Genomic DNA, 22,545 nt, shown 5'->3' with positions numbered 1-22,545 from the left:
TTGTCGAATTGGATAGTGACTTTTATTACGGATGATTATTGGGAGCGGGATTGCTCATGAACTCCTCTTTGCCGGACTCAGCGCCGGTGACGGATGAAAACCTGATGCCGCGGCTGTTGCGGGTGGCGCAACATCTCAGCGAGCAGCGGGACGTGCCGCGCCTGCTACAGGTGTTGCTGGATGAGGCCCTGTACCTGTGCGAGGCCGATACCGGCTGGGTGTGGCTGTATACCGACGGCAAGCCCGAACCGGGTCTGAGCTGCCTTTGCCGTCGGGCCGGTGATGCCTCCTTACATGAGGAGGCCAGTCTGTTCTGCCCCATGGCACGCAAAACCGGTTTGCCCGAGCAGTGTTACGAGGACGGCAAGCCGTTGGCGGTGGACCTGTCGGAAACCGGGCTTGGCGAGGATGATCGCCAGCTGCTCAATGAGCTGGCTCCGGATGCCGGTGGATTACGGCTGTGGCCCCTGCGCAATCACGAAGGGGTGGTCATTGGTGTGCTGCAGCTGGCCTATAACCGGTCCTTGCCGGTTCGTCTGCACCGGCTGGGCAAGCACAGTGACCTGATCTTCCAGTCCCTGCTGACCTACGCGGGGATTGCCCTGAGTAATCTGAGCCAGGTGCAGGAGCTCAAGGAACTGCTGGATGCCTTTATCAAGGTGCTGGCCCAGGCCATTGATGCCAAGAGCCCGCACACCAGTGCCCACTGTCAGCGGGTGCCGGTGATCACCGAGATGCTGGCCCAGGCGGCCTGTGAGGATGATTCGGACTTTGCGGATTTTTCCCTGGATGAGGATGGCTGGTACGAGTTGCACGTGGCGGCCTGGTTGCACGACTGCGGCAAGCTGGCCACCCCGGATTCGGTGCTGGATAAGTCCACCAAGCTGCACACCCTGCATGACCGTATCGACGAGGTGGCCAGTCGCTTTGCCGCCCTTCGCGCGGAAATCCAGTTCCGTTACGAAAAGGCCTGCCTGCTTGATCCCGCCGATGAGCCAGCCAGTCGAGCGCGCATGGAAGCGGAAATCGGCCAATTGAAGGAAGAGCTGGCGTTTCTGGAGCGCATCAACCGGGGCGGAGAGGCCATGGCGGAGGCCGACCAGCAACGGGTGCGAGAGATTGCTGCGCGGCGCTGGACGGATGCCTGGGGCCAGAAAAAGCCTTTGCTCACCGACGACGAGGTTTACAACCTGTGCATTCCCCGGGGCACGCTCACCCCGGAAGAGCGGCAAATCATCAATGGCCACATGGATGTGACCCTGGACATGCTCGGTTCCCTGCCGTTTCCGCCCAAGCTGCGCCAGGTGCCGGAATATGCCGGCGGTCACCATGAAAAAATGGACGGTACCGGTTTCCCCCTCGGGCTTACCCGCGAGCAAATGTCGATCCCGGCGCGGATCATGGCCATCGCCGATGTGTTCGAGGCCCTCACCGCCAAGGAGCGCCCCTACAAGACACCGCTGAAACTCAGCGAAGCGCTTGGCATCTTGCAGCGCATGCGCGACAACGATCACCTGGACCCGGACCTGTACCGGCTGTTTATCCGGTCCGGGGTATGGCGCCAGTACGCCGAGAAGCATCTGGACCCGGTGCAGCTGGATGTGGAGGATGGCACGGCGTTTCTTTGAGCTACGAGCTACAAGCTACAAGCTACAAGCTACAAGCTACAAGCTACGCTGGTTGGATAGGGAAAGGTTGCAAAGTTCCCAAGGCCTTGGCATTGCTACGAAGCCGCTGTGGGAGCTCATGCTTGCATGGCGAACCGCGCTTGCGCGGAATCGCCCGCAGGGCGATCAGGAATATCAGAACTCGACAGGTTCTTCTTCAAGACTTCGCCATATGTTTTCACCACCCATCCACCCGGTAATCACATAGAGGTATTCGATGTTGCGAATTGTTGTAGGTCTGCTTGTGTTGCTGTCGGGCAATGTGATGGCCAGCGATTGGCTGCTATCCCTGGAAGGGGAGCGAACCCAGGGGGCGCTGTTGCGCGGGCAGGTGGCAAGTGGGGTGACGGTCAAACTGGGTGACCGGGCGGTGCGGACTACGCCGGAAGGTTTTTTTGCCGTTGGTTTCGGCCGGGATGATGCCCTTGAGCAGGTGTTAGTACTGGAAAGGCAGGGTGAGGTACAGCAGGTACCCGTGACGCTTAGCAAGCGGGAGTACGACATCCAGCGAGTCGACGGGGTGCCCAAGCGTACCGTGGAGCCGCCGCCGGAAGCGGTGCTCAAACGGATTCGGCGCGAAGTGGCCGAGATCAAGACGGCCCGCAATACCGACTCTCCCCTGCTGGCCTTTCTCAGTGATTTTCAGTGGCCGCTGACTGGGCGAATCAGCGGTGTCTATGGCAGCCAGCGGGTCTACAACGGCAAGCCAGGCCGTCCGCACTTCGGCGTGGACGTGGCCCGCCCTACCGGCACTGTTGTCGTCGCGCCAGCAGATGCGGTGGTGACCCTGGTGCAGGACGATAACTATTATTCCGGCGGCACCCTGATCATGGATCACGGCTATGGGGTGTCCTCCACCATGATTCACCTGAGCGAGGTGCTGGTGGAAAAAGGCCAGACCGTGAAGCAGGGCGACCCGGTGGCCAAAGTCGGCGCCTCCGGCCGCGCCACCGGTCCGCACCTGGACTGGCGGTTGAACTGGTTTGAGGTAAAGCTGGATCCGGTGACGGTGGTGGGGGAGATGCAGTGAACAGTTAATAGTGAATAGTTAAAAGCTGCGCGATCCAGGGTTTTCATGTTTGAAACGCAAGAGGCCGCGCCCATTCTCTGGGCGCGGCCTCTTGCGTTTCAAAACCTATAGTCCGCAACCGCGTCGCTGTTAACTATTCACTATTAACTGTTAACTAACTCAGCATCTCCACCAACCCCTGACTATTCATCAACGCCACCCGGTTACGCCCGGCGCCTTTGGCCTGATAGAGGGCTTCGTCGGCCTGTTTCAGGAGTTCAGCCCCATTACTGGCGCCGTGGTCCGAGCAGGCGACGCCGACGCTGATGGTAACCACCTGGCTGACCCGGGAGCCGCTGTGGGGGAGGCCCAGTTGTTCCACCCGGTTGCGCATGCGTTCGGCAAATACCAGGGCATCGTTGAAACTGGAGTCAGTGAGGACGATAACAAATTCCTCGCCGCCATAGCGGGCTACAAAATCGGTCTCTGCCTGCACCATGGAGAGGGGAACATTGGAGATTTTTTTCAGGCACTCATCCCCGGCCGGGTGGCCGTAGGTGTCGTTGTATTGCTTGAAGAAGTCGATATCGAACAACAGCAGGGAAAGCCGTTCCGGTGCGTCCGGGTTGCCCTGCTTGTGCAGATGGAACAGGTGATTGAGCCGGGACTCCATGCCCCGCCGGTTGATGCAGCCGGTCAGGCCATCCACGGTGGCCTGGTTTTCCAGTACCAGGTTGGCGGAGTGCAGTTCGTTCCGGTGTTGATAAAGCACGTGCTCAGAGAGGAAGTGCTGGCGCAGCAGCCGTTCGTACACGTATTGGCCGAACAGGCTCATGCTGGCAAACGCCAGTGTCACCATGGTCAGGGTGGTGGATTCGAAGGGAGTGCGCTCCGGGTTGGCCACCAGAGTGGCGATCATGGCACCGATCATGATCGTGGAACTGAGTAGGGCGGAATAGAACGGCACACGGATCAGGATGCAGATCATGATGATCGACAGGGGCGTGTGCAGGAAAAAGGTATAGGCAAGGGGGTGGTCAACATGCACGCCCAGATAATTGCCTGTCAGAGCGATGGCAAAGGCCAGCGCCAGTGTGGCCGGGTGTAGCCATTCCCGCCATTGAAGTTTGCGGGTGAGGATAACGCAGCCGCCAGCCAGCATCAGCGTGAACAGGCGGGGGCGCCAGGAGTTGTTGATCACATCCGCGCCGATCCAGGACTCGATCAGCATGGCGGTGACGATCAGAATGGAGACCAGTCCCAGCGCCCAGGGTGCCACCTTTGACACGCTGGCCAGGAAATACAGGCGAAAGTCTTTTTCCAGCGGCTTCGGCAGACGCAGGTGCCACGGCAGAATGATATCACTGCCGGTGGGGAGCGGGTTGCGGTTCTGGGGAGCTGTCACGGCCGATAGGGCTCCTTTCTGTCCATGCGTCGTTGGCGGCCATGTTTCATCATAGAGTATGCCCGTTATGGAAAAAAATCACAGGCGGCCAACGGCATAATGCAAGGACAGAAGGTCGTCAGCGTTCAGTCCAGCAAAGCCAGTAGCGCCTGTTGTTTACCTGCAGGCAACTGTCGGAAGCGTTCCAGCAGGTACGCTTCCTCGTTGCCATCAGGAATTGCCGGTTCGCCATGGGGCAAGGTAGTGGGCCAATTGCTCAGACTGTGCTGCAAGCGGGCAATGATCTCCGCGTTCATGCTTCGATGACTGAGGCCGGCGGCTTCCGCCACACTGGCCCGCATGCCATTGGGAAATCGAACCACGAACTTCTCGGCTCGCGTGGTTGCGCTGCTTGTCATAGTAACCTCTGAATCACACCTGCGAACTATAAAACAGCCTCTGTATATAGAGTGGCTGTTCCAGACAACACGGCAGGGTGTAGCGTTAACAGTGCATCAGACCTTACGCATTTTTTTGCCTTTAGGCGATACTGGCAGCTTGCCATTAAGCCTCAAATAGCGACCCGGTTAACACTGAAAACGGTAAAAATTGCTTTTACATTGCAGAATGCTTCGCGCAACGTGCCGAATACGTCACGTAACGGGGATGGGTACTGCCTGCTGTGTGATGCAGCCGGCATGCTGGGTTCTTCATGTGACAGCCTGATCGCCGCTCTATAGAATCCATCTCAATGATGCTTCATTGAGTGATGATTCATACCATGAATATTGGCGCGGCTGACCTGAACCTGCTCAAGTACCTGGACGTGTTGTTGCGCGAGCAGAATGTGACCCGGGCGGCGGAACAGCTGGGGATTACCCAGCCTGCCATGAGCAATTCACTCAAGCGTTTGCGGGAATTATTCGGCGACCCGCTGTTGATTCGTACCAGCGATGGCATGACTGCGACGGAGCGGGCCCAGGAGTTGCGCCCGTTGGTGCGACAGATTCTGTCCCAGGCAGAGCAACTGTTTACCCCGGAAGATGTGTTCAAACCCTCGGAAAGCCGCCGGGTGTTTCGCATCATGACCAGTGACTATGCGGAAGCTACCCTGGTGCCCCATATTGTGCGGCGCCTGCGTGCAGAAGCGCCCAACGTGGTGCTGGATTTTCTGACTCCCTCGGACGTGAGCTACCAGGACATGGAGCAGGGCCGGGTGGATATGGCGGTGAACCGCTTCAACGAGATCCCCGGCTCCTTTCACCAGGTGAGCCTGTGGAAGGATTCCTTTTCCTGTCTGCTCAACCGGGATAACCCCATTGCCAGTGATTTCAACCTGGAGAGTTATCTGTCAGCGCAGCATATCTGGGTATCGAAAACCGGCTTCGGGGTGGGCTTCGGCATGAATCCGGAAAAGCTCGGCGGACTGGGCTGGATCGACCATGCTCTGGAGCAGCTGGGCAAGAGCCGCAAGATCAGCATTTTTACCCGCCACTACCAGATGCCAGCGTTGCTCGCCATGAACAACGACCTGGTCGCCACCTTGCCAAGCCGCGTGGCGCGCATGCAGGCACAGAACGAACGCCTGCTGATCAAGGAGCCGCCCTTCGATATTCCCCAGTTCGAACTGAAAATGGCCTGGTCGTCGTTGCTGCATCACAACGTGGCCCATCGCTGGCTGCGAAGGCTGATTCAGGAAGAGGCGGAAAGCATTCTGGCGGAGGAGTAGCTACGAGCTACGCTTCGATTGGATAGGGAATGTCTGGAAGGTTCCCGGGACTTCGTCATTGCTACGAAGCCGCTGTAGGAGCCCATGCGAGCATAGCTCCTACAAAAAGGTCTCAATCCTCGCCAAGGCTCGAATCGCGCCGCCAGCGACGCTCCTACAAGCTTCGATTGCGGGCAGGGTGCTATTCGATAAGCTCTCTGCCCAGATCGCGTTACAGCTTGCAGCTCGTAGCCAGCCGCTAGCAGCTCCTTCTCAAATCACCGACGCGCCGCTTAGCCAGCCGCTGTGGGTCTTGCCGGGCATGTTTTCGCCGGCTTCAGCGATGGCGCCCTTGCCCACGCCTTCAAAGGCGCGCACGCGGAAGTGCTTGCCGGGGGCTTCGGTAGCCAGTTGCTCGGCAATGTGGGCGGCCAGCTGCTCCACGGTGGTGTCTGTGTTCACCAGATAGCAGTGGTCTTCGGGGATTACCAGCTCGAAGTGCCCCTGGGGCGCGTCGTAGCGGAAGCGATGGTGGGGAATCTCGTCGATGTAGTAGGTTCCTTCCAGGTCCTCTTCGGTGCCCAGGTAGATATCTTCCCAGCGGTCCGCCCAGAGTTTTTCCCAGTAGCGGCTGCGGCGGCCATTTTCGAAGATGTGGATGCCGGAGCGGTGGCCGTGGGCAATACGCTGGCAGTTGCCGTCGTGTTTCTTCAGGCCGTGGGAGTAGTGATAGAAGGGGGCGGTGCCGGTGTCTTCCTCGCGCAACACGATGCGCACTTCAGCCACATTTTCCGGCACCACCTGCTGCACCAGGTCCATCAGGAACAAGGTCAGGTTGGCCTTGGAGACTTCCGGGCCGCTCATCAGAAGCAGGCTCTCGCTGGGCGCAACCATGCGGATGGTGCCTCCCCGGTACAGCCATTCCAGGCTGGTGTTGTTGTCCCGTTCGCTTACCGTGGCGTGCTCGCTGTCCACCGGCACCAGTAGCCGGTGGTCCACGCTGTCGTCGATGATCTGCTTGATGCGCTTCTTGATGTGGCCGAAGTCGAACACCATGCCCTGATGATCCAGGTCGCCGGTCAGTTCCAGATCGACCAGCCAGGACTCACCGACCATGCCGCGCTTGGGGTGCAGGTAGGAGAAATCGGCGACGGTTAAATTTTCGACAAAAAGAGTGGCCATGCGGTTCCGGTGGAATAAGGTTGGGTTTCGACAGGCTGCTATAATGCCATTATTCTGGGCTGTCGCTAAGGTGTACGCCACACACAGCGACCATTTTACGCGCAGTTACCGTGCGAGCTGTGAACCGGGGCACACCCTTAGGGCCTGAAAACTGCTCGCCCTTGCCTATCCGGAGCAATTCAAACCATGGCTGAAACCCTGTTTTCCAAGATAATCGACCGGGAGATCCCCGCCGACATCATTTTCGAAGACGACCAGTGCCTCGCCTTCCGGGATATCAATCCCCAGGCGCCCACCCACTTCCTGGTGATCCCCAAGAAACCGATCCCCAAGCTGTCTGATGCCGAAGAGGACGACAAGGGCCTGCTTGGCCACCTGCTGCTGGTGGCCAGCCGTGTTGCCGAACAGGAAGGGCTGGAGGATTTCCGCCTCAACGTGAACAACGGCGCCGGCGCCAGCCAGACCGTGTTCCATCTGCATGTGCACGTACTGGGTGGTCGCCCGTTCAGCTGGCCGCCGGGTTGAGCATGGCTCGCCGCTGGCTGGCGCCGGTTACCTTGTCCGGCAACCGGGTGGAGCTGCGTACCCACTGGCACAACCGCCAGTCGCGCCAGGCCATTGCCCGGCACGGAGCCAAGCAGGACGGCGTATTACAAAACCATACCGTGAGTCCTGGCGGGATTTACCGGGATACGGTGGTGTTTTCCATCATCAACCAGGAATGGCCGGCGGTGCGCCAGAATCTGCGTTATCTGCTGGAACGTGGTGCCAGATGAATTACTTTGCCCACCTGTCCCTGGCGCAACCCACTGCGGCGTCTAAGGTGGGCAATCTGTTGGGTGATTTCATGCGTGGGGTGGACGAAGCCTTGCTGCCACTACCCGTGCGGCTGGGGTTGCGCAATCACCGCCTGGTTGACCGTTTTACCGACATGCACCCTCGGGTGCGTGAGAGTCGAAGGCTGTTCTCGCCGCAACGTCGCCGGTTTGCCGGCGTTGCGCTGGATGTGCTGTTTGATCATTTTCTGATTCGTCATTGGTCTCGTTTCTATACGGAATCGCTGGAGTCGGTCATTAGCCGCGATTATGTCCTGCTGCGGCAAGGCGAAATCTTCATGCCCGAATCCATGCGTCGTACCACTGAGCGTCTGGTGGCATTTGATGTTTTTCATCGCTATCAGGAACTGGATCAGCTGGGAGACGTGCTGGACCGGATTGCCGGGAGAATCCGTTTTGCCAATCAGTTTGAGGGCAGCATCGAGGACATTCGTGAGCATTATGGTGAGCTGGAGCAGGTGTTTCTGGCCGTGTATCCGCAGCTGCGGCGTGTGGTTCGCGGTGCCTCGGTGGAGCGGGGACGATAACATCAATGTCGAGGCGCTAGCTGGTACTTGTCCAGCTTGCGATACAGGCTGGAGCGGCTGATACCCAGAACCTGTGCGGCTTGTTGCACATCGCCACAACAACTCTGCAGGCAATGCTGCAGGTGCAGCTTTTCCTGTTGTTCACGGAACTCGCGCAGGGTGCAGCACGACTTGGGTGTCGATAGCGGGGCTGTCAGGCCAAAGTGCGCGGGATCAAGGCTGCCGTTGTTACTGAGTGCCGCTGCCCGCCACAGACAGTTGCGTAGTTCCCGTACATTGCCCGGAAAATCATGGCCCTTGAGGGTTTTTATGGCGTCTTCGCTGAGCGGATGCTGACCGGGCAGCTGCGACAGCAGGGCATTGGCCAGCTCGGGAATGTCATCGCGATGCTCCCTTAAAGGCGGAAGCGATTGGCACAGCACATTGATGCGGTGATACAGATCCAGCCGGAACCGGCCCCGCTCCACATCATCGGCAAGAGGCCGGTTGCTGGCGCAGATGATCCGGGCATGGCAGTGATACTCCCGGTTACTGCCCAGCGGTGAATAGTGGCCGGATTCCAGAAAGCGCAGCAGTGTGGTCTGGCTGGATGCATCCATATCGCCGATCTCATCCAGAAACAACGTGCCGTTGGCGGCGTCATGGACCCGCCCCCGTCTTGCCTGGGTCGCCCCGGTGTAGGCGCCTTTTTCATGGCCAAACAATTCGGCTACGAACAGGTTGTCGGGGATGGCTGCACAGTTCACGGCAATAAAGGGTTCGCGGCGCCGGCAGGACGCCTGATGAATCATGCGGGCGGCACATTCCTTTCCTGTGCCACTTTCTCCTTGTAGCAGAACAGGCAGGTCGGATTGGGCGAAGCGACTGAGGCGTTGGCGTACTTGCTCCATCTGGGCGGATTGCCCCAGCAGCAAAGGTTGTTCGGCGCTGACGCCGGTGTGGCAGAGGGCACTCATGCCCAGTGCATGCCCCAGCGTGTTGTGCAGCTGGGTCAGATTGCAGGGCCAGGTAAAATAATCCCGGAAGCCGTTGGCCACCAGATGCTGCATGCCTTTGCAGCGCATGGCGCTGTTGTCCGTGATTGCCAGATAGTGACCGCGCTTGAGTTGGCCGAGAAACGGTTCCAGCTTTTCCTTCTGTTCTGTGGTTCGGAGTTCCAGAATTCCCACAGAGGGCCATGCCTGAGGCTTCAGGCCGGTCAAGGGTTGTTGCACCAGATGCCAGCCTTGCTGGTGCAGGTGTTGGGCCAGGGGAGATAGCGTCTGGCTGTCCCAGGCAAACAAGGCCTTGCGGACCAGGGAACTCATGGTGCTGTCCCGGTTTTGCGACTCCCTTCGCGTTAGTGGGAATGGGCGTCGCCTCCTGCGCGTTCGCTAACCTCCTGTTTCTGCCCTCCATCACCAAGATTTACACCATCGATTGCCTGCGAGTATCCGGGGTTTGCAACAAAACGTTGTTGGCATGTAACGCTGCCAAACGGGTGGCGCCCGCATCGTCGCAAGGCAATGACAAGGTGTATTCGCAACTAACTGAAACTGTTGGTTTTGTTTTGCCTGTTCAAGGCATGGCCGTATGGGTGTCCCGGAAATGGGAAAAAAAACCGTCCAAACCGTAAACGTCTTTTCCCAAGTCTTTCAAAAATAACCAATAAAAAATTGGCCCGTTTTTTTCAATGTTGCCTCAGAGATACGCGTATTTATCTGGAGGACGGTACCATGAAAAGATTAGCACTCTGGCAGCACTGCTGCTGTTTTCTGATGGCTTTTTTGCTGGGGGTAACGTCCCCGGCGATGGCCAGCAACTTCATCGAAATGGACGGTAATGCGATTGATAATGCCGATCAGGATTGGCAAACCTTTCATAATGGCAACGATGATGGCTCGGCTGCGTTCAGCGGTATCATTGCTGATCCGGCTCCGCTGAGTATTTTTACCGGTGGCGGGTCCAAGGACATCAACGATATTCCCAGTTGGAAGTACCGGGACGGATCGGTGCCCGACAAGAACGATCTGACTAACGGGTATGCAGCCGGCAAGTTGGTCAATGGTGATCTGGTGCTGCATTTCGGTGCCGACCGGTACGCCAACAATGGCGATGCCATCATCGGGTTCTGGTTTTTCCAGGATCAGGTCGGACTCGGTGAACGTGGCGCTTTCATTGGCGAGCATCAGGAAGGCGATATCTTCGTGGTGATGGAGTTCCCCCAGGGGAGCACCAGTGCCCCTTATGTACAGGTTATGCAGTGGGTGAACAGTGGCGGTGACATCAGCAGCAACCTGCTGGAGTTGTTCTCCACTGGGGATCCCAAGGATGCCGGGTATATGGGCGCATTGTGCGGCGGCAGTAATGACGATATTGCCTGTGCCATTACCAATGACATGTCGGAAACCAGTCCCTGGCCATATTTGTCCAAGACCGGGACCACGGATTTCCCCCCGGAATCGTTTTTTGAGGGCTACCTGAATGTCAGTGCGGCGCTTGAGCTGGCCGGGCAGTCTTCCGTCACACCATGCTTTTCCTCATTCATGGTCGAGACCCGGTCCTCCCGGTCTGAGACGGCGCAGTTGAAAGACTTTGTGCTGGGTCGATTCCCGTTATGTGGCATTGAGGTCAGCAAGACTTGTGATGTGACCCGCCTGGCCACTGTCAATGATGATACCGATCGGACCTATGTGGTGGATTTCGAAGGTCTGGTGACCAACAGCGGAGCAGGTACCTTCCCGGCCGGGGAGACCCTGACGGTGGTGGATGATGCCGGCACTCCGGATGACACCAGCGATGATGTGACGTTGACGCAGACATTGTTGACGGCGTTTGCGCCGGGCGAGACCTTGCCCTTCAGCGGCAGTTTCTTCAGCAACGAAAACCCGCCAACCAATACCGTGGATGCCTCTCTCACCTTTGGTGCCGCCACGGTCTCTGCGGACCCGTACTCCATCCAGTGTCAGTCCTTGCCGTTGACGCCGGGGCTCTGGGTCGACAAGGACTGCGCTTCCGGTCTGGTAGCCGAGAGCGGTCAGGTGGTGCTGGAAGTGGGTTACGACATCGCGGTGTGCAATACCGGCGATGTACCGCTGAGCGTGGAGCTGGATGATCCCACGGCCAACTACATGAATACGGTCCTCCTGGATGCCGGTACCCTTTGCGAGACTGATGCAGATTGCGGCGAAGGTGTGGTCTGCCGTGGTGTCGGCATGGGTGAAGGCGATACCGTGGTGAAAGGGGTGTGTGATGCCACCGGTGACATTCTTGGCAGTGACGTATGCTTTGATGTCAGTGGGGATTACCAGCCCAGTACCGTACCGTCCGGGGACCGCTACCTGTCCAGCAACACGGTCACCGCCACGGGCAGCAATGACGAGATTCTGGAGGAGGATATTGAAGCCAGCGCCTCTGACCAGTGCAACCTGTGCCCGTGAGGCTAATGAAAAAAATCTGCTTTGTGTGAGGTGAACGTTCAGGGGCCCGTTGGGGGCCCCTTTTTTATGGCATTAAACTTACAGCGTAGGCAGATCCAGCTCCGCCATGGTGTCGTAATACAGCTCTTCCGCCAGCGTTGAATTGCGTGCCCGTGGCGAGCGTAGAGCCGGTTTGTGGTTGGCGAAATATTCGCCGCTCACCTCGGCATACTGCGGGTCCAGTGCCAGGCTGACGGGCAGGGTCGCTGCCTTTTCCGGGGTGGTCAGTGTCGGGCGAATCAGGGCCATGGCGGCCTTGGGTACATGGCGGAAGATCGGGGTATCCACGCCCCCCGGGTGCAGTGCGTTGCTGGTAATGCCGATATCCCGCAGGCGATCGGCGAGCACATTGCTGAACAGAATATTGCCCAGCTTGGATTGCCCATAGGCATCCATCACCAGGTAGGGTTTGCGGCCACGCCAGGTCTTCTTGTTGATGCGTCCCAGCCAGTGAGCCACGGAGGCTACATGCAGTATGCGTGGCTGATTACCTTTCTTCAGCAGCGGCAACATCAGGTGGGAGAAGAGCACCGGTGCCAGATAATTGACCCCGAACTGCATTTCGTAACCATCGCGGGTGAATTCCTGCTGAGTGGGCACGACGCCAGCGTTATTGATCAGCACATCCAGTTCGCCCAGCTCGCGGTAGATCAACGCGGCGTTGTCGCGGACATTCTCCAGGTCGGAAAGATCCAGGGGAAAGAGCCGGACCTTGGCGTCAGGATGGCGATTCTTGATGCGAGCTATGGCGGCCTGGCCCTTGGTCTGGTCGCGACAGGCCAGGGAGACTTCCGCGCCATGGCCGACCAGTTGCTCGGCGGTACAGTAGCCGATGCCGGAATTGCCGCCGGTAATCAGAACACGCTTGCTCATGGTTTGCTCCGCTGTGGTTTGCGCCAGCTTACCAGTATGGGTGTGTCCTGTGAGGCCAATCTAGTAAGGAGTGCGATCGATCCAGTCGAGGATATCATCAGCCACCTGCTGCCACCGGGGGCTCTGGAGCAGCAGGTGAGGCCCTTCTGGATAGAAGCGATATTCGCCCTGGTCTGCCAGGTGGTCGTGAAGATGGCTGATGCCGGCTGCGGGCACGGAGTTGTCCTTGCCGCCATAGAGCAGCAGCGACGGCGTCTGGAGTGATGGCGCCTGGTCGCTGGCACTGTCGGCCAGCTGGATCAGTCCCCAGTAAGCATCCATGCGGACTTCGCGGATCACCCGAGGGTCGTTGGCCAGACGTTGGGCGCTGTCAGCCGCCAGGTTTGGGTCATCGGGGTCGCGGTTTACTGTCAGCTGGTATCCGGGAGCCAGCAAGGCGGCGCTGGCGATGGCCGCATTCCAGCCGTAACGCAGGCGAATCCCCTCGCGCACTGCAGGCCCGGCGAGCACCATACCGGCCACTTTATCTGGCACTTCCAGTGCCGCCAGAATAGCCACAGCACCACCAAGACTCTCACCGATCAGGAACACCGGGCGCTGATGGCGTTCATAGAGTTGCTTGATCTGGGCGACCGCTTCGGAGACCAGCTGTTCCTCCCCGGCCCAGTGTCCTTGCTCGATACGCTCGCCGAACCCGGCCTGGTCGTAGCTGACCAGCAGGTGCCCGGCGTCGGCGAAGTAGGGGCCAAGGGCGTCGAAAGCCGCGCCGTAGTCACCAAAGCTGTGCAGTCCCAGAATCACCGCATCGGGGTTGTCGACGGGTTGCCATTGGCGAAGAGTGTCGGCGAGGGGGGCAGGCGCAACGGGCTCCTCCGCCCTCTTGTCGGAAAGCAGGTTGCAGGCTGACAGCAGACCGTGAAGCATAACAAGAGTAATCAGACGGAGAATCATGCCATGAGCTTAGCAGTCAGCCCGCAACGGCGAGTGAATGCCGCCGCCTTTACCCTGGTGCTGGTGGCAGTGACCTGGCTGGTGGCACGGTGCGAGGCGGATCAGAGCAAGCCCGCCGCGCCGGACATGGTGACCATGACGGTGACCGCCACCGCCTACAATTCCCTGCACGGCCAGGGCGCCGGTGCGGACCATGCCCTGGCTGCCTGGGGCGACCGCCTCAAGCCGGGCATGAAGGCTATTGCGGTATCGCGAGATCTGATTCCCATGGGGCTGGGGCATAACGCGGAACTACAGATCGAGGGCCTGCCCGGAACCTGGGTGGTGAAGGACAAGATGCACTGGCGCTGGAAAAAGAAGATCGATATCTACATGGGTGAGGATTTGCAGGCGGCTAGGAACTGGGGGCGGAGGAAGGTGAAGATTACCTTTGTGCCTGGGGGGTGAGTTGCAAGCTACAAGCTTCAAGCTGCAACACGACGGAAAAGATTTTGCGTATTGAAAGCATAGGGGCCGCGCCCAGATTTTGGGCGCGGCCCCTATGCCTTGAAAACCGGAAAACCGTTATGCCGTGTTGCAGCTTGTAGCTTGCAACTGCTTCAATCCCGGCTCAAAAAGCGCATCAATAACCGCGTGGAGGCGCTGGGCAGGGCCTTGTCGAGGAGTTTGATCAGCTTGAAGGTAAGGCCCACCGGGTTGTGCACTGGTGCTTTTTCGTTGGCGGCCTGCCAGACCGTATCGGCCACGTCGTCGGCACTCAGGTTGACGCCCATGCGGTCCACCACCGGCGCCCGGACGCTGGCCTTTTCCACCATGGGGGTCTTCACGAAAGGCGGCATGATATCGACGACGCGAATGCCCTGACGGCCCCATTCGATATTCAGCGACTCGGTGAGCGAACGCACCGCGAACTTGCTGGCGGAGTAGGAGGCCAGGTGCGGCACGCCGTACAGGGCCGAGGCGGAACTCATGTTGATCACCGCTGCCGCCTTGCTCTCCTGCAGGAAGGGGTGGGCCGCCAGGCTCATGTTGATCAGGCCGGTCACATTGATATCGATGATCTGCTTGTGCTGTTCTGCGGTGATGGACTCGAAGCGCCCCATGCGCAGGATGCCGGCACAGTTGAACAGCACATCGATGTCGCCGTCTTCGGCGAAGTCCCGGCAGGCATGCTCACAGGCAATGGGATCGGTCACGTCCAGGCGCCGATACCAGCTGTCGTTCAGTTCTCTGGCCAACTTTGCCAGGGCAGTTTCATTCACATCGGTCAGACCAACCCGCCAGCCCTCGTCATGAAAGCGTTTGGCGGTGGCCAGGCCGATGCCGCTGGCGGCGCCGGTGATCAGGATGCGATTCATGCGGCGGGCTTCCAGTGTTGATGGATAAAGCGGGCGCAGGTCATCAGTGCCTGATCCGCATCAGCCAGTACGCCGGCGTGGAGCTGGAAATCATGCCAGCGCTGCGGGTGTACCTGAAGGCGGGCGGGGGTGCCAGCATCGTTCAGGGCGGTACACAGGCGGTGGCTGTCGTTGAGCAGGATTTCGTCGCTGCCGGACTGTATCAGTACCGGAGGCAGGCCCGTCAGGTCACCATTGAGTGGAGAGCAGCTCGGGTGGCTTAAGTCGTCACCGCCATAGGCCTGGGCTGCACTGCGCAACCAGATGGGGCTGAGCATGATGTCCCGGTCGGTGTCGAACAGGTCGTTGAGGCTCAAGTCCACCCAGGGAGAGATCAGGATGGTGCTGCTGGGCAGGGCGATCTTTTCCGTCTTCAGTGCTTGCAGGGCGGCCAGGGCAAGACCGCCGCCAGCGGAGTCGCCGGCGATGACCAGGGTGGTAGGGTCCACGCCCTCTGCCAGCAGGGCTTGATACACTGCCACGGCATCCTCGATGGCGGCGGGGCAAGCATGCTCCGGCGCCAGTCGGTAGTCCGGTACGACCACGCGGGCATTGGCGAATTTTGCCAGGTGCGAGGTAACCGACCGGTGGCTTTCCGGGCTGCCGGCCACATAGCCGCCGCCGTGCAGATAAAGCACGGTGCCCTGGGCATTGAGCGGCGCATAGTGGCGGCAGGGGACGCCGCCCAGCGGAGCGTCATGGCTGGGCACATCCCGGGCCACCAGGGTGGTCTTGGCCATGATGTCCATCCAGCGGCGCTGCGCCTTCACGCTGAAGCGCGGGTTGGCCACCGGTTTGAACAGCATGGCCAGGGACTGGCGCAGGGCGCCGGCCAGTAATTGCTGGGTGCCGGACTGGGCCCGGCTGATTCGTTCAACGAAGGAGCTCATAGTCACTCAGATCCAGGGTCCGTGTCTGGCGCCGGTAGTCAAAGGTAAAGCCGGGCCAGTTGTTGGTGTTTTTGCCGCTTTCGGTCTTGTACCAGCTGTGGCAGCCCTTGTCCCAGACGGTATTGCTGATTTTGTCCTGCACCGTTTTGTTGAAGTCTTCCTGAACCCGGTCGCGGACTTCCAGTGCCTTTATGCCCTGTTCGTCCATCTCTGCCACACATTGCAGGATGTAGTGAATCTGGCTTTCCAGCATGTAGATGATGGAGTTGTGGCCCAGGTTGGTGTTGGGGCCATAGAGCATGAACAGGTTGGGGAAGCCGCGCACGGTGATGCCCAGGTAGGCCTCGGCGCCGTCCTTCCAGACCGCGTTCAGGTCTGCCCCGTCACGGCCGGTGATGGTCATGGGGGTCAGGAAGTCGGTGGCCTTGAAGCCGGTGCCGTAGATGATCACATCGGCGTCGTGATGGGTGCCGGTGCTGTCGGTAAGGCCGCTCTGATCCACCGAGCTGATACCGTGGTTGATCACTTCCACATGGTCCTGGGCCAGGGCCGGGTAGTAATCGTTGGACATCAGAATGCGCTTGCAGCCCATGGGGTAATCCGGGGTCAGTTTCTCGCGCAGTTCAGGGTCCTTGATCTGTTGCTTCAGGTGGCGGCGGAACAGCCACTCGTACACCTTCATGGCTTTCTGGAAGGAGGTGAAGCCCAGAGCCCGGGATTCGTTGGTGGCATAGATGCGCAGCCGATCAAGGGTCTGGGTAATGGGTGCCTTGCTCAGTACCTGGTGTTCCAGTTTGCTGTAGGCGCGATCCGGTTTGGCAATCACATGGGCGGCGGAGCGCTGGAACAGTTTTACCTTGCCGGCCACCTTGGCCACTTCCGGTACGAACTGGATGGCGCTGGCGCCGGTGCCCACCACGGCTACGGTTTTACCGGTCAGGTCCACATCGTGGTCCCAGCGGGCGCTGTGGAAGTGCGCACCAGCGAAATCCTCGATACCGGACAGCGGCGGGTAGGCGGGCTGGTTGAGCTGGCCGGTGGCGGTGATCAGCACCCGGGTAGTGAGGGTGTCGCCGTTGGTCAGGGTTAATTCCCAGATGCCGTCTTCATCCCGGTAGCGAGCGTCGGCCACTTCCGTGTTGAAGCGGATATGCCGGTACAGATCGTACTTGCGCGCGCAGTATTGCTGGTAGGCAAAGATTTCCTGTTGCGGGGCGAAGCGGCGGCTCCATGGGTAATGGCGCTCGAAGGAAAAGGAATACAGATGCGAGGGCACATCGCAGGCGGCGCCGGGGTAGGTGTTGTCGCGCCAACAGCCCCCCACGTCGTGGCCTTTCTCAATCATCAAAATATTCTCTTCGCCCTGGGCTTTCAGGCGAATGGCCATGCCGAGTCCGCCGAAGCCGGCACCGATAATCACCACGTTGTGGGTCACTTGCATGGTAAACATCCCAGTAATCTTTTATTGATGGTTACTCTAACGGGACGGATACGCCTTGTTTATGGCATTCTGGGACACAAAATTGTGGGAAACGGACATTTCATGGATGTACGTCGAGCCATCACCAGTGTGCGCCTGCAAATGGCCTATGCCGCCGAACAGGGGCTGGACGCGGGGGCCTGTCTGGCAGGCAGCGATATTGACCCGACCATGCTGCACCGACCGGATGCGACCATCGAGCGGGCTCAGGAGCGCCGGGTGGTGGAAAATCTCTGTGCGCAACTGGATGATCCGGTTAAACATGGCCTGGCCATGGGGCAGCGCTATCACTTGAGCAGTTATGGGGTGTGGGGCTTTGCCCTGCTCAGCAGTCCTACCTTCCGGCAGGCGGTGGAGCTGGGGGTGCGCTATCTGGATCTGACCTTTGCCTTCCTGGATATCCGCCTTGATGAAGAGCAGGGGGAGGCGGTGTTGATGCTGGATGACAGCGGGCTGCCGGAAACCATTCGCCCCTACCTGCTGGCAAGGGATGCCAGCGCGGTGATGATGGTCCAGGAAGAATTGTTCGCCAGCCGTATTCCGCTCTCCTCCCTGGCCCTGCGATTGCCCGAGCAGGATCCTGCGCCGTTTACCGCTATTTTTGGACTGCCTCCCCGTTTCGACCAGCCGCACAACCAGGCCCGGTTTGTGGCCGGTCTGTTGGACATGCCCTTGCCCCAGGCCAACCCGGTCACCGCCCGACTCTGCGAAGAGCAGTGCCAGCAATTACTTGTCCAGCGCTATCGACAGGGTGGGGTAGCGTTGCAGGTGCGCCGCCGCCTGCTCAGCCAGCCGGGCAGTTTTCCGGATATGGAGGCCATGGCAGCGGAGCTGGGTGTTACCAGCCGCACTCTGCGGCGGCAGCTGCGGGCAGAAGGTACCGGTTACCGGGAACTGCTGGATGAGGTGCGGCGGATGCTGGCGGAGCAGTGGTTAATCCTGGGCGGACTGGGCATGGAAGAGATTAGCGAACGGCTGGGTTTCTCCGAGCTGTCCAACTTCAACCACGCCTTTCGCCGCTGGACCGGCCAGACCCCGGCCCGGTTTCGCCGCGAGCGTCAGGGTGGATGATTTTTTACCACAGAGGCTCCATAGGTTGTAGGAGGCTGCTTGCAGGCGAATCGGGTTAGCAGATCAAGGCCGATGTTCGCTTGCAAGCAAGCTCCTACGCAAGGATTGCAAGACAGTTGCTTCAGGGCATTGCCGGCAGGGTCATTTCGCCTTCCTTGTCGAAGGACAGGGGCAAGGGGACACCGGCGACTCTGGCCTTGCCGACCAGGCGGTACTGCAGCGGCTTGTCCTGTTGCTGCTGGATTTTCTGCAACTGTTTGAGGCTGCCCAGCAGGCTGGTGGTGATGGTGGTGGTCACCTGGGCATCGCCCATGGCGGGCAAGGTGACGCTATCGCCGGTAAGGCCGCGGGCAAACTTTTCCCCGTTGATGAAGATTTCGTAGTCCAGGCTCTTCAGGGTCAGTTGCCGGTTATTGGGATTGCGGGCACGCAGGGTGAGCCCCCATTCCTGTTCAAACAGGGTGATGCTGTTCAGGGCAATACTGGAAACACTGACTTCCGGTGCTTCCAGTGAGCCCAGACGCTGACAGCCCGCCAGCATGATGGCGGCCATGATCAGCCATAACGACACAATCTTTCTCATTCCCGAACTCCTTGGCATTGACCCTGTTAGAGGCAAGCATAGCGGGAAAGTTGCATGAATGAAGGGGGGATGATTTCTGGCTGGGTGAAGCGGGGCAGGTGCATGCCGAACGGCCCGATCTCCCGCCACGCCACCGCGCCCCTGACGGGGCGCGAATGGCGCGGCATCCTGACCGGGCCGCCGGCATGGGTGCCAATGCACATTGTGCATCAGCCCGTTGATAGTGGCGCGGGTTGGCAGGGTATGGCAAGCGACAACTGTGGAAAAATTGTATCTGTCACCAGGGTAGCGACTCTCCCCGCCAGTTGAGGAAGCTGCCACTCTGTTCCGGCGTTGCTTTATCCAGCTGTTCCGTCAATTGCTCTGCTACCCAGTCGGGAGAAAACAGCTTCTCTTGCGGGACCCGGGACTGAAAGGGGGCCGACAGGGGGGTATCGGTGGTACCGGGGTGCAGGGCCAGTACGGTGAGATTGGGTGCCCGGCGGCGAGCCTCCACCGCAAAGGTGCGCATCAGCTGGTTCAGGGCCGCTTTGCTGCTGCGATAGCTGTACCAGCCGCCCAGGTGGTTGTCGGTAATGCTCCCTACCCGGGCGGAGATGGCGGCAAAAGTTGCTGGCTGACGGCGCAGTAGTGGCAGCAGCGCCTGGGCCAGCAAGATAGGCGCCAGGGCGTTGAGGCGGAAACTGTATTCCAGATTCTCCGGTAACAGTTCTTCCAGGCGTTTTTCCGGTGACATGTTCCTGTTGGTGTCGTGCAATACACCGGCACAGCAAATCACCCGGGACAAATGTTCGGTGCGCCTGACGGTTTCATCAGCAAGTGCTGCTGGGCCCCGGTTGGTGGTCAGATCGGCTTCCACCAGCTCAAGCTTGTCATGGCGGGAGGCCAGTGCTGCCAGTGGCGAGCTGTCGGGTTGGCGGCTGCTGGCGATAACCCGATCTCCCCGTGCCAGATGAAGGCTGGTGAGCGCCAGGCCGATGCCGGAACTGGCACCGGTGATCAGTACCGGGTAGGGAAACGATGAAGGTGTCATGGTGGAAGAATCGTCGTAAAGCGGACAAGTTAACGTGAAGAGCAGATCGGGTGTGATGATCACAACAGTCAAAGCCGCACGGCTATGGTAGATTGCCAAAAAATCATCGGGATTGGGGAAGCGCAATGCGTCGTGTAGTAGTGCTGCTGTTAATGTTTTTTGCCAGCCAGCTTCATGGAACCGAGCTGGACAAGGAGCTTGCGGATTTCAAGCGCGACGTGCTGGAAGTCAACAAACGCCTTCTACTGCTGGAAGAGGAGCTGCTGTTCCCCGCCGATACCCAGGTAGGAATCTATGTGTCCCTGGATGTGGGGCATTACTTCCAGCCGGACAGCATAACCCTGGAACTGGATGGGGAGGTGCTGGCCAGCCATCTTTACACCGAGCGTGAGCTGCGTGCCCTGAAAAACGGGGCGGTGCAGCGTCTGGCACTGGCCAACGTGAAGAACGGCGAGCATGAGATGGTCGCTTTCGTGACCGGTATGGGGCCAGAGGGCCGTGAAATTCGCCGGGGTGTGACCGGTCGATTCGACAAGCGCCATGGCCGACACTTTGTGCAACTGCATATTGAGGACGACAAGGCCAAACAACAGCCCCGCCTTTTGTTCCGTGACTGGCGCTGAGACGAGCATGCTGAAGTGGTCTGTCATGGTGTTTATGCTGGCCAGCTCTCTGGCCTGGGGGCGGCTGGATAAGCCGCATCAGGTGCAGGAGCTGGCCTATGGGGAAGTGGCCTATCTCTATCTGCAAGGGGACTATTTTGCCGCCCTGACCCGGGCGCAGATGGCACTGGAGCGTGGCGAGGTAGATGTGCACCGGGCTGACCTGGAAGTGCTGCTGGGCGCCATGTATAGCGCCTACGGTATGCCGGAAGATGCCGAGCGTGTGTTCAGCGCCTTGCTGAATCAGCAGGTCAGCGGTGAGGTGGCAAAGCGAGCCTGGATTCATCTGGCGGGCCTTTACTATCGTCAGCAGAAATATGCTCGCGCCCTGGATACCCTGGAACAGCAGGCCGGCACACCGCCCGAGGATCTCAAAGAGGTCTATCACAGCCTGCGGGCCCGGGTGCTGATGCGCCTGGGCCGTTACGAAGAGGCGGCGGAGTCCCTGGATGCCTTTGCTGCCAATCACCCGCTCAATGCCTATCTTCGCTATAACCTGGCGATTAGCTGGATCAACGGCGAGCACCCGGGGTTGGGTCAGGAATGGCTGTGGCAACTGGCCAACCTGCCGCCCGGTGATCCCCAGGTTAATGCCATCAAGGACAAGGCCATGCTGGCCCTGGCCATTTACATGCTGCGCAGCGATCAGGAGCACCGTGCCCTGCAACTGCTGGGCGATGCCCGCCTGGAAGGACCGTTCGCCGATGTCTCCCTGCTGCTTTACGCTCGTGCCCTGCTGATCGAGAATCAGCCGGCCCGGGCGTTGCCGATACTGCAGCAACTGGACCGCAAATCGATCCAGCGTTCCACCGTGCAGGAAGCGCAGCTGGCGATCCCCTATCTTTATGAACAGATGGGCGATCAGCGTTCCGCCCGGAAGGCTTTCCAGACGGCGCTGGAACGCTTCGAGGGGCTGGAACAATACCTGCTGGAGGTGGAGGCGCGCATTGCCAGTGGCGACTGGTTCGAGGAGATGGTCGGCGAACCGCGCTGGTCCACTGCCATGGACCCGGTGCCGCCGTTTCTGCCGAAAAGGGTGAAGAGTTTTCCCACTTTCTACGAATGGTTTGCCACCACGGAATTCCAGCACGGCTGGAACAACTATCACGAGCTGATGCGTCAACGAAATCTGCTGACCCAGTGGCAGAATACCTTGCCCGCCATGCAAACCATGCTGGCTGCTCATGAGCGCAAACATCAGGAAGTCAGGCCCCAGGCACAGGCCCTGCTGCGGGAACTGTCGCAGCAGGATTTCCAGGGGCGCCTTACCCGGCTGCAGCGGGACTATGATCAGGCGGTAACGGAACAGGATCCGTTACCTTTTGCTACGGACAAGGAGCAGCGTCTCTGGGAGGCCCAGCAGGAAGCGGAGCGCACAACCCGGGGCTGGGGGGAGCGCAAGCGCCCGGACATGACCGCCAAGCTGGACTTCTACAAGGGGGTTCTGTTGTGGGAGATGCAGGAGGATATCGTGCCGCGCCAATGGCAGCGCGAGCAGGAGCTCAAGCAGATCAGTGCCATGCTTGAGCGGACCCGGGAGTTGCGCAGCCGGGTCATGGTGGCCAGCAGTCGGGTGCAGCGGCTGGATTACTTTCGCCAGGAACTGCCGGCCCTGAAGCAGGAGTTGGCTAGCCTGCAACAACGCGGCGAGCGGCTCATGCGTCGCCAGCAATACTCGTTGCAAGCTTCTGCGTTTGAGCAGGTCACGGTGACTCGCAAGAGGCTCAAGCGTTTCAGTGCAGCAGCCCACGAAGGCCTGGCGGATCTGTACAACAAGGCGTTGCGTAATCGTCGCGAGCCGGCCAGTGATGTCGAGTCACCGGTAGAGTAAGAG

At 59.5% G+C, this 22,545-nt stretch carries 22 protein-coding genes; 11 read left to right on the top strand and 11 right to left on the bottom strand.

Annotation, left to right across the window (positions count from 1 at the left end):
- Positions 1-56: 56 nt before the first annotated feature.
- Together KZ772_RS08550 and KZ772_RS08545 are read left to right on the top strand one after the other, a co-directional pair.
- On the top strand, positions 57-1,628 hold the full coding sequence (locus KZ772_RS08550; protein ID WP_290539373.1) for an HD domain-containing phosphohydrolase: 1,572 nt from the start codon (positions 57-59) through the stop codon (positions 1,626-1,628).
- Positions 1,629-1,884: 256 nt separating this feature from the next.
- Positions 1,885-2,697, top strand: a complete 813-nt coding sequence (locus tag KZ772_RS08545; RefSeq protein WP_290539372.1) for a M23 family metallopeptidase — start codon at positions 1,885-1,887, stop codon at positions 2,695-2,697.
- A gap of 154 nt (positions 2,698-2,851) precedes the next feature.
- On the opposite strand, the gene KZ772_RS08540 is transcribed toward KZ772_RS08545, so the two are convergent.
- Together KZ772_RS08540 and KZ772_RS08535 are read right to left on the bottom strand one after the other, a co-directional pair.
- Positions 2,852-4,081 (bottom strand): GGDEF domain-containing protein, encoded by a 1,230-nt coding sequence (locus tag KZ772_RS08540; protein WP_290539371.1) that lies wholly within the window; start codon positions 4,079-4,081, stop codon positions 2,852-2,854.
- 125 nt (positions 4,082-4,206) lie between these two features.
- The gene (locus KZ772_RS08535; RefSeq protein ID WP_290539370.1) at positions 4,207-4,479 is read right to left on the bottom strand and encodes an Arc family DNA-binding protein; all 273 of its coding nucleotides are present in this window, start codon (positions 4,477-4,479) and stop codon (positions 4,207-4,209) included.
- 362 nt (positions 4,480-4,841) lie between these two features.
- On the opposite strand from KZ772_RS08535, the gene KZ772_RS08530 reads away from it, so the two are divergent.
- The gene (locus tag KZ772_RS08530; protein WP_290539369.1) at positions 4,842-5,789 is read left to right on the top strand and encodes a LysR family transcriptional regulator; all 948 of its coding nucleotides are present in this window, start codon (positions 4,842-4,844) and stop codon (positions 5,787-5,789) included.
- 252 nt (positions 5,790-6,041) lie between these two features.
- Here KZ772_RS08530 and KZ772_RS08525 read toward each other — a convergent pair whose 3' ends face one another.
- Positions 6,042-6,950: a 6-carboxytetrahydropterin synthase gene (locus KZ772_RS08525; protein WP_290539368.1), complete on the bottom strand. Its 909-nt coding sequence runs from the start codon at positions 6,948-6,950 to the stop codon at positions 6,042-6,044.
- A gap of 186 nt (positions 6,951-7,136) precedes the next feature.
- Here KZ772_RS08525 and KZ772_RS08520 point away from each other — a divergent pair, with 186 nt between their 5' ends.
- From KZ772_RS08520 to KZ772_RS08510, 3 genes are read left to right on the top strand one after another with little or no spacing between them, the layout of a single operon-like run.
- Positions 7,137-7,475 (top strand): histidine triad nucleotide-binding protein, encoded by a 339-nt coding sequence (locus KZ772_RS08520; RefSeq protein WP_290539367.1) that lies wholly within the window; start codon positions 7,137-7,139, stop codon positions 7,473-7,475.
- A gap of 2 nt (positions 7,476-7,477) precedes the next feature.
- Positions 7,478-7,726 (top strand): GNAT family protein, encoded by a 249-nt coding sequence (locus KZ772_RS08515; protein ID WP_290539366.1) that lies wholly within the window; start codon positions 7,478-7,480, stop codon positions 7,724-7,726.
- Positions 7,723-8,313: an ACP phosphodiesterase gene (locus tag KZ772_RS08510; protein WP_290539365.1), complete on the top strand. Its 591-nt coding sequence runs from the start codon at positions 7,723-7,725 to the stop codon at positions 8,311-8,313. Before KZ772_RS08515 ends, KZ772_RS08510 begins: the two co-directional genes overlap by 4 nt.
- A 2-nt stretch (positions 8,314-8,315) precedes the next feature.
- On the opposite strand, the gene KZ772_RS08505 is transcribed toward KZ772_RS08510, so the two are convergent.
- The gene (locus KZ772_RS08505) at positions 8,316-9,620 is read right to left on the bottom strand and encodes a sigma-54 dependent transcriptional regulator (RefSeq protein ID WP_290539364.1); all 1,305 of its coding nucleotides are present in this window, start codon (positions 9,618-9,620) and stop codon (positions 8,316-8,318) included.
- Between the two features lie 408 nt (positions 9,621-10,028).
- Here KZ772_RS08505 and KZ772_RS08500 point away from each other — a divergent pair, with 408 nt between their 5' ends.
- Positions 10,029-11,732 (top strand): hypothetical protein, encoded by a 1,704-nt coding sequence (locus KZ772_RS08500; protein WP_290539363.1) that lies wholly within the window; start codon positions 10,029-10,031, stop codon positions 11,730-11,732.
- A 78-nt stretch (positions 11,733-11,810) separates the two neighbouring features.
- Here the strand turns inward: KZ772_RS08500 and KZ772_RS08495 are convergent, their stop codons facing one another.
- Entirely contained in the window at positions 11,811-12,644 is an 834-nt protein-coding gene (locus KZ772_RS08495) for an SDR family oxidoreductase (RefSeq protein WP_290539362.1), read from the bottom strand.
- 60 nt (positions 12,645-12,704) lie between these two features.
- Positions 12,705-13,595 (bottom strand): alpha/beta fold hydrolase, encoded by an 891-nt coding sequence (locus KZ772_RS08490; protein WP_290539361.1) that lies wholly within the window; start codon positions 13,593-13,595, stop codon positions 12,705-12,707.
- Positions 13,596-13,598: 3 nt separating this feature from the next.
- On the opposite strand from KZ772_RS08490, the gene KZ772_RS08485 reads away from it, so the two are divergent.
- Entirely contained in the window at positions 13,599-14,042 is a 444-nt protein-coding gene (locus KZ772_RS08485) for a hypothetical protein (protein ID WP_290539360.1), read from the top strand.
- A gap of 152 nt (positions 14,043-14,194) precedes the next feature.
- Here KZ772_RS08485 and KZ772_RS08480 read toward each other — a convergent pair whose 3' ends face one another.
- From KZ772_RS08480 to KZ772_RS08470, 3 genes are read right to left on the bottom strand one after another with little or no spacing between them, the layout of a single operon-like run.
- A complete protein-coding gene (locus KZ772_RS08480) occupies positions 14,195-14,953 on the bottom strand; it encodes an SDR family oxidoreductase (protein ID WP_290539359.1) in 759 nt (252 codons plus the stop codon).
- Positions 14,950-15,882 (bottom strand): alpha/beta hydrolase, encoded by a 933-nt coding sequence (locus tag KZ772_RS08475; protein WP_290539358.1) that lies wholly within the window; start codon positions 15,880-15,882, stop codon positions 14,950-14,952. Before KZ772_RS08475 ends, KZ772_RS08480 begins: the two co-directional genes overlap by 4 nt.
- A complete protein-coding gene (locus KZ772_RS08470) occupies positions 15,866-17,323 on the bottom strand; it encodes an NAD(P)/FAD-dependent oxidoreductase (protein ID WP_290539357.1) in 1,458 nt (485 codons plus the stop codon). Before KZ772_RS08470 ends, KZ772_RS08475 begins: the two co-directional genes overlap by 17 nt.
- A 102-nt stretch (positions 17,324-17,425) precedes the next feature.
- Here KZ772_RS08470 and KZ772_RS08465 point away from each other — a divergent pair, with 102 nt between their 5' ends.
- Positions 17,426-18,433 carry an AraC family transcriptional regulator gene (locus KZ772_RS08465; protein ID WP_290539356.1) on the top strand — a complete coding sequence of 336 codons (1,008 nt, stop codon included), beginning with the start codon at positions 17,426-17,428 and terminating at the stop codon, positions 18,431-18,433.
- Positions 18,434-18,554: 121 nt separating this feature from the next.
- Here the strand turns inward: KZ772_RS08465 and KZ772_RS08460 are convergent, their stop codons facing one another.
- The gene (locus KZ772_RS08460) at positions 18,555-19,016 is read right to left on the bottom strand and encodes an LEA type 2 family protein (RefSeq protein WP_290539355.1); all 462 of its coding nucleotides are present in this window, start codon (positions 19,014-19,016) and stop codon (positions 18,555-18,557) included.
- 277 nt (positions 19,017-19,293) lie between these two features.
- Complete coding sequence (locus KZ772_RS08455) at positions 19,294-20,049, bottom strand: SDR family NAD(P)-dependent oxidoreductase (RefSeq protein WP_290539354.1); 756 nt, start codon at positions 20,047-20,049, stop codon at positions 19,294-19,296.
- Positions 20,050-20,174: 125 nt separating this feature from the next.
- Here KZ772_RS08455 and KZ772_RS08450 point away from each other — a divergent pair, with 125 nt between their 5' ends.
- The gene (locus tag KZ772_RS08450) at positions 20,175-20,672 is read left to right on the top strand and encodes a hypothetical protein (RefSeq protein ID WP_290539353.1); all 498 of its coding nucleotides are present in this window, start codon (positions 20,175-20,177) and stop codon (positions 20,670-20,672) included.
- A gap of 7 nt (positions 20,673-20,679) precedes the next feature.
- A complete protein-coding gene (locus tag KZ772_RS08445) occupies positions 20,680-22,542 on the top strand; it encodes a tetratricopeptide repeat protein (protein WP_290539352.1) in 1,863 nt (620 codons plus the stop codon).
- Positions 22,543-22,545 lie beyond the last annotated feature (3 nt).

Origin of the sequence: Alcanivorax sp., from assembly GCF_019431375.1 — a bacterium.
Classification (GTDB): Bacteria; Pseudomonadota; Gammaproteobacteria; order Pseudomonadales; family Alcanivoracaceae; genus Alcanivorax; species Alcanivorax jadensis_A.
The sequence above is the reverse complement of the archived record's forward strand: the minus strand, read 5'-3'. Positions and strand labels throughout refer to the sequence as shown.

What these genes read in the sequence shown, in the direction of transcription:
- KZ772_RS08455 (WP_290539354.1), bottom strand. Translation starts at nt 20,049, where the DNA reads ATGACACCTTCATCGTTTCCCTACCCGGTACTGATCACCGGTGCCAGT.
- KZ772_RS08495 (WP_290539362.1), bottom strand. Translation starts at nt 12,644, where the DNA reads ATGAGCAAGCGTGTTCTGATTACCGGCGGCAATTCCGGCATCGGCTAC.
- KZ772_RS08550 (WP_290539373.1), top strand. Translation starts at nt 57, where the DNA reads ATGAACTCCTCTTTGCCGGACTCAGCGCCGGTGACGGATGAAAACCTG.
- KZ772_RS08445 (WP_290539352.1), top strand. Translation starts at nt 20,680, where the DNA reads ATGCTGAAGTGGTCTGTCATGGTGTTTATGCTGGCCAGCTCTCTGGCC.
- KZ772_RS08510 (WP_290539365.1), top strand. Translation starts at nt 7,723, where the DNA reads ATGAATTACTTTGCCCACCTGTCCCTGGCGCAACCCACTGCGGCGTCT.
- KZ772_RS08545 (WP_290539372.1), top strand. Translation starts at nt 1,885, where the DNA reads ATGTTGCGAATTGTTGTAGGTCTGCTTGTGTTGCTGTCGGGCAATGTG.
- KZ772_RS08475 (WP_290539358.1), bottom strand. Translation starts at nt 15,882, where the DNA reads ATGAGCTCCTTCGTTGAACGAATCAGCCGGGCCCAGTCCGGCACCCAG.
- KZ772_RS08505 (WP_290539364.1), bottom strand. Translation starts at nt 9,620, where the DNA reads ATGAGTTCCCTGGTCCGCAAGGCCTTGTTTGCCTGGGACAGCCAGACG.
- KZ772_RS08485 (WP_290539360.1), top strand. Translation starts at nt 13,599, where the DNA reads ATGAGCTTAGCAGTCAGCCCGCAACGGCGAGTGAATGCCGCCGCCTTT.
- KZ772_RS08465 (WP_290539356.1), top strand. Translation starts at nt 17,426, where the DNA reads ATGGATGTACGTCGAGCCATCACCAGTGTGCGCCTGCAAATGGCCTAT.
- KZ772_RS08530 (WP_290539369.1), top strand. Translation starts at nt 4,842, where the DNA reads ATGAATATTGGCGCGGCTGACCTGAACCTGCTCAAGTACCTGGACGTG.
- KZ772_RS08450 (WP_290539353.1), top strand. Translation starts at nt 20,175, where the DNA reads ATGCGTCGTGTAGTAGTGCTGCTGTTAATGTTTTTTGCCAGCCAGCTT.
- KZ772_RS08480 (WP_290539359.1), bottom strand. Translation starts at nt 14,953, where the DNA reads ATGAATCGCATCCTGATCACCGGCGCCGCCAGCGGCATCGGCCTGGCC.
- KZ772_RS08535 (WP_290539370.1), bottom strand. Translation starts at nt 4,479, where the DNA reads ATGACAAGCAGCGCAACCACGCGAGCCGAGAAGTTCGTGGTTCGATTT.
- KZ772_RS08470 (WP_290539357.1), bottom strand. Translation starts at nt 17,323, where the DNA reads ATGCAAGTGACCCACAACGTGGTGATTATCGGTGCCGGCTTCGGCGGA.
- KZ772_RS08525 (WP_290539368.1), bottom strand. Translation starts at nt 6,950, where the DNA reads ATGGCCACTCTTTTTGTCGAAAATTTAACCGTCGCCGATTTCTCCTAC.
- KZ772_RS08460 (WP_290539355.1), bottom strand. Translation starts at nt 19,016, where the DNA reads ATGAGAAAGATTGTGTCGTTATGGCTGATCATGGCCGCCATCATGCTG.
- KZ772_RS08520 (WP_290539367.1), top strand. Translation starts at nt 7,137, where the DNA reads ATGGCTGAAACCCTGTTTTCCAAGATAATCGACCGGGAGATCCCCGCC.
- KZ772_RS08500 (WP_290539363.1), top strand. Translation starts at nt 10,029, where the DNA reads ATGAAAAGATTAGCACTCTGGCAGCACTGCTGCTGTTTTCTGATGGCT.
- KZ772_RS08515 (WP_290539366.1), top strand. Translation starts at nt 7,478, where the DNA reads ATGGCTCGCCGCTGGCTGGCGCCGGTTACCTTGTCCGGCAACCGGGTG.
- KZ772_RS08490 (WP_290539361.1), bottom strand. Translation starts at nt 13,595, where the DNA reads ATGATTCTCCGTCTGATTACTCTTGTTATGCTTCACGGTCTGCTGTCA.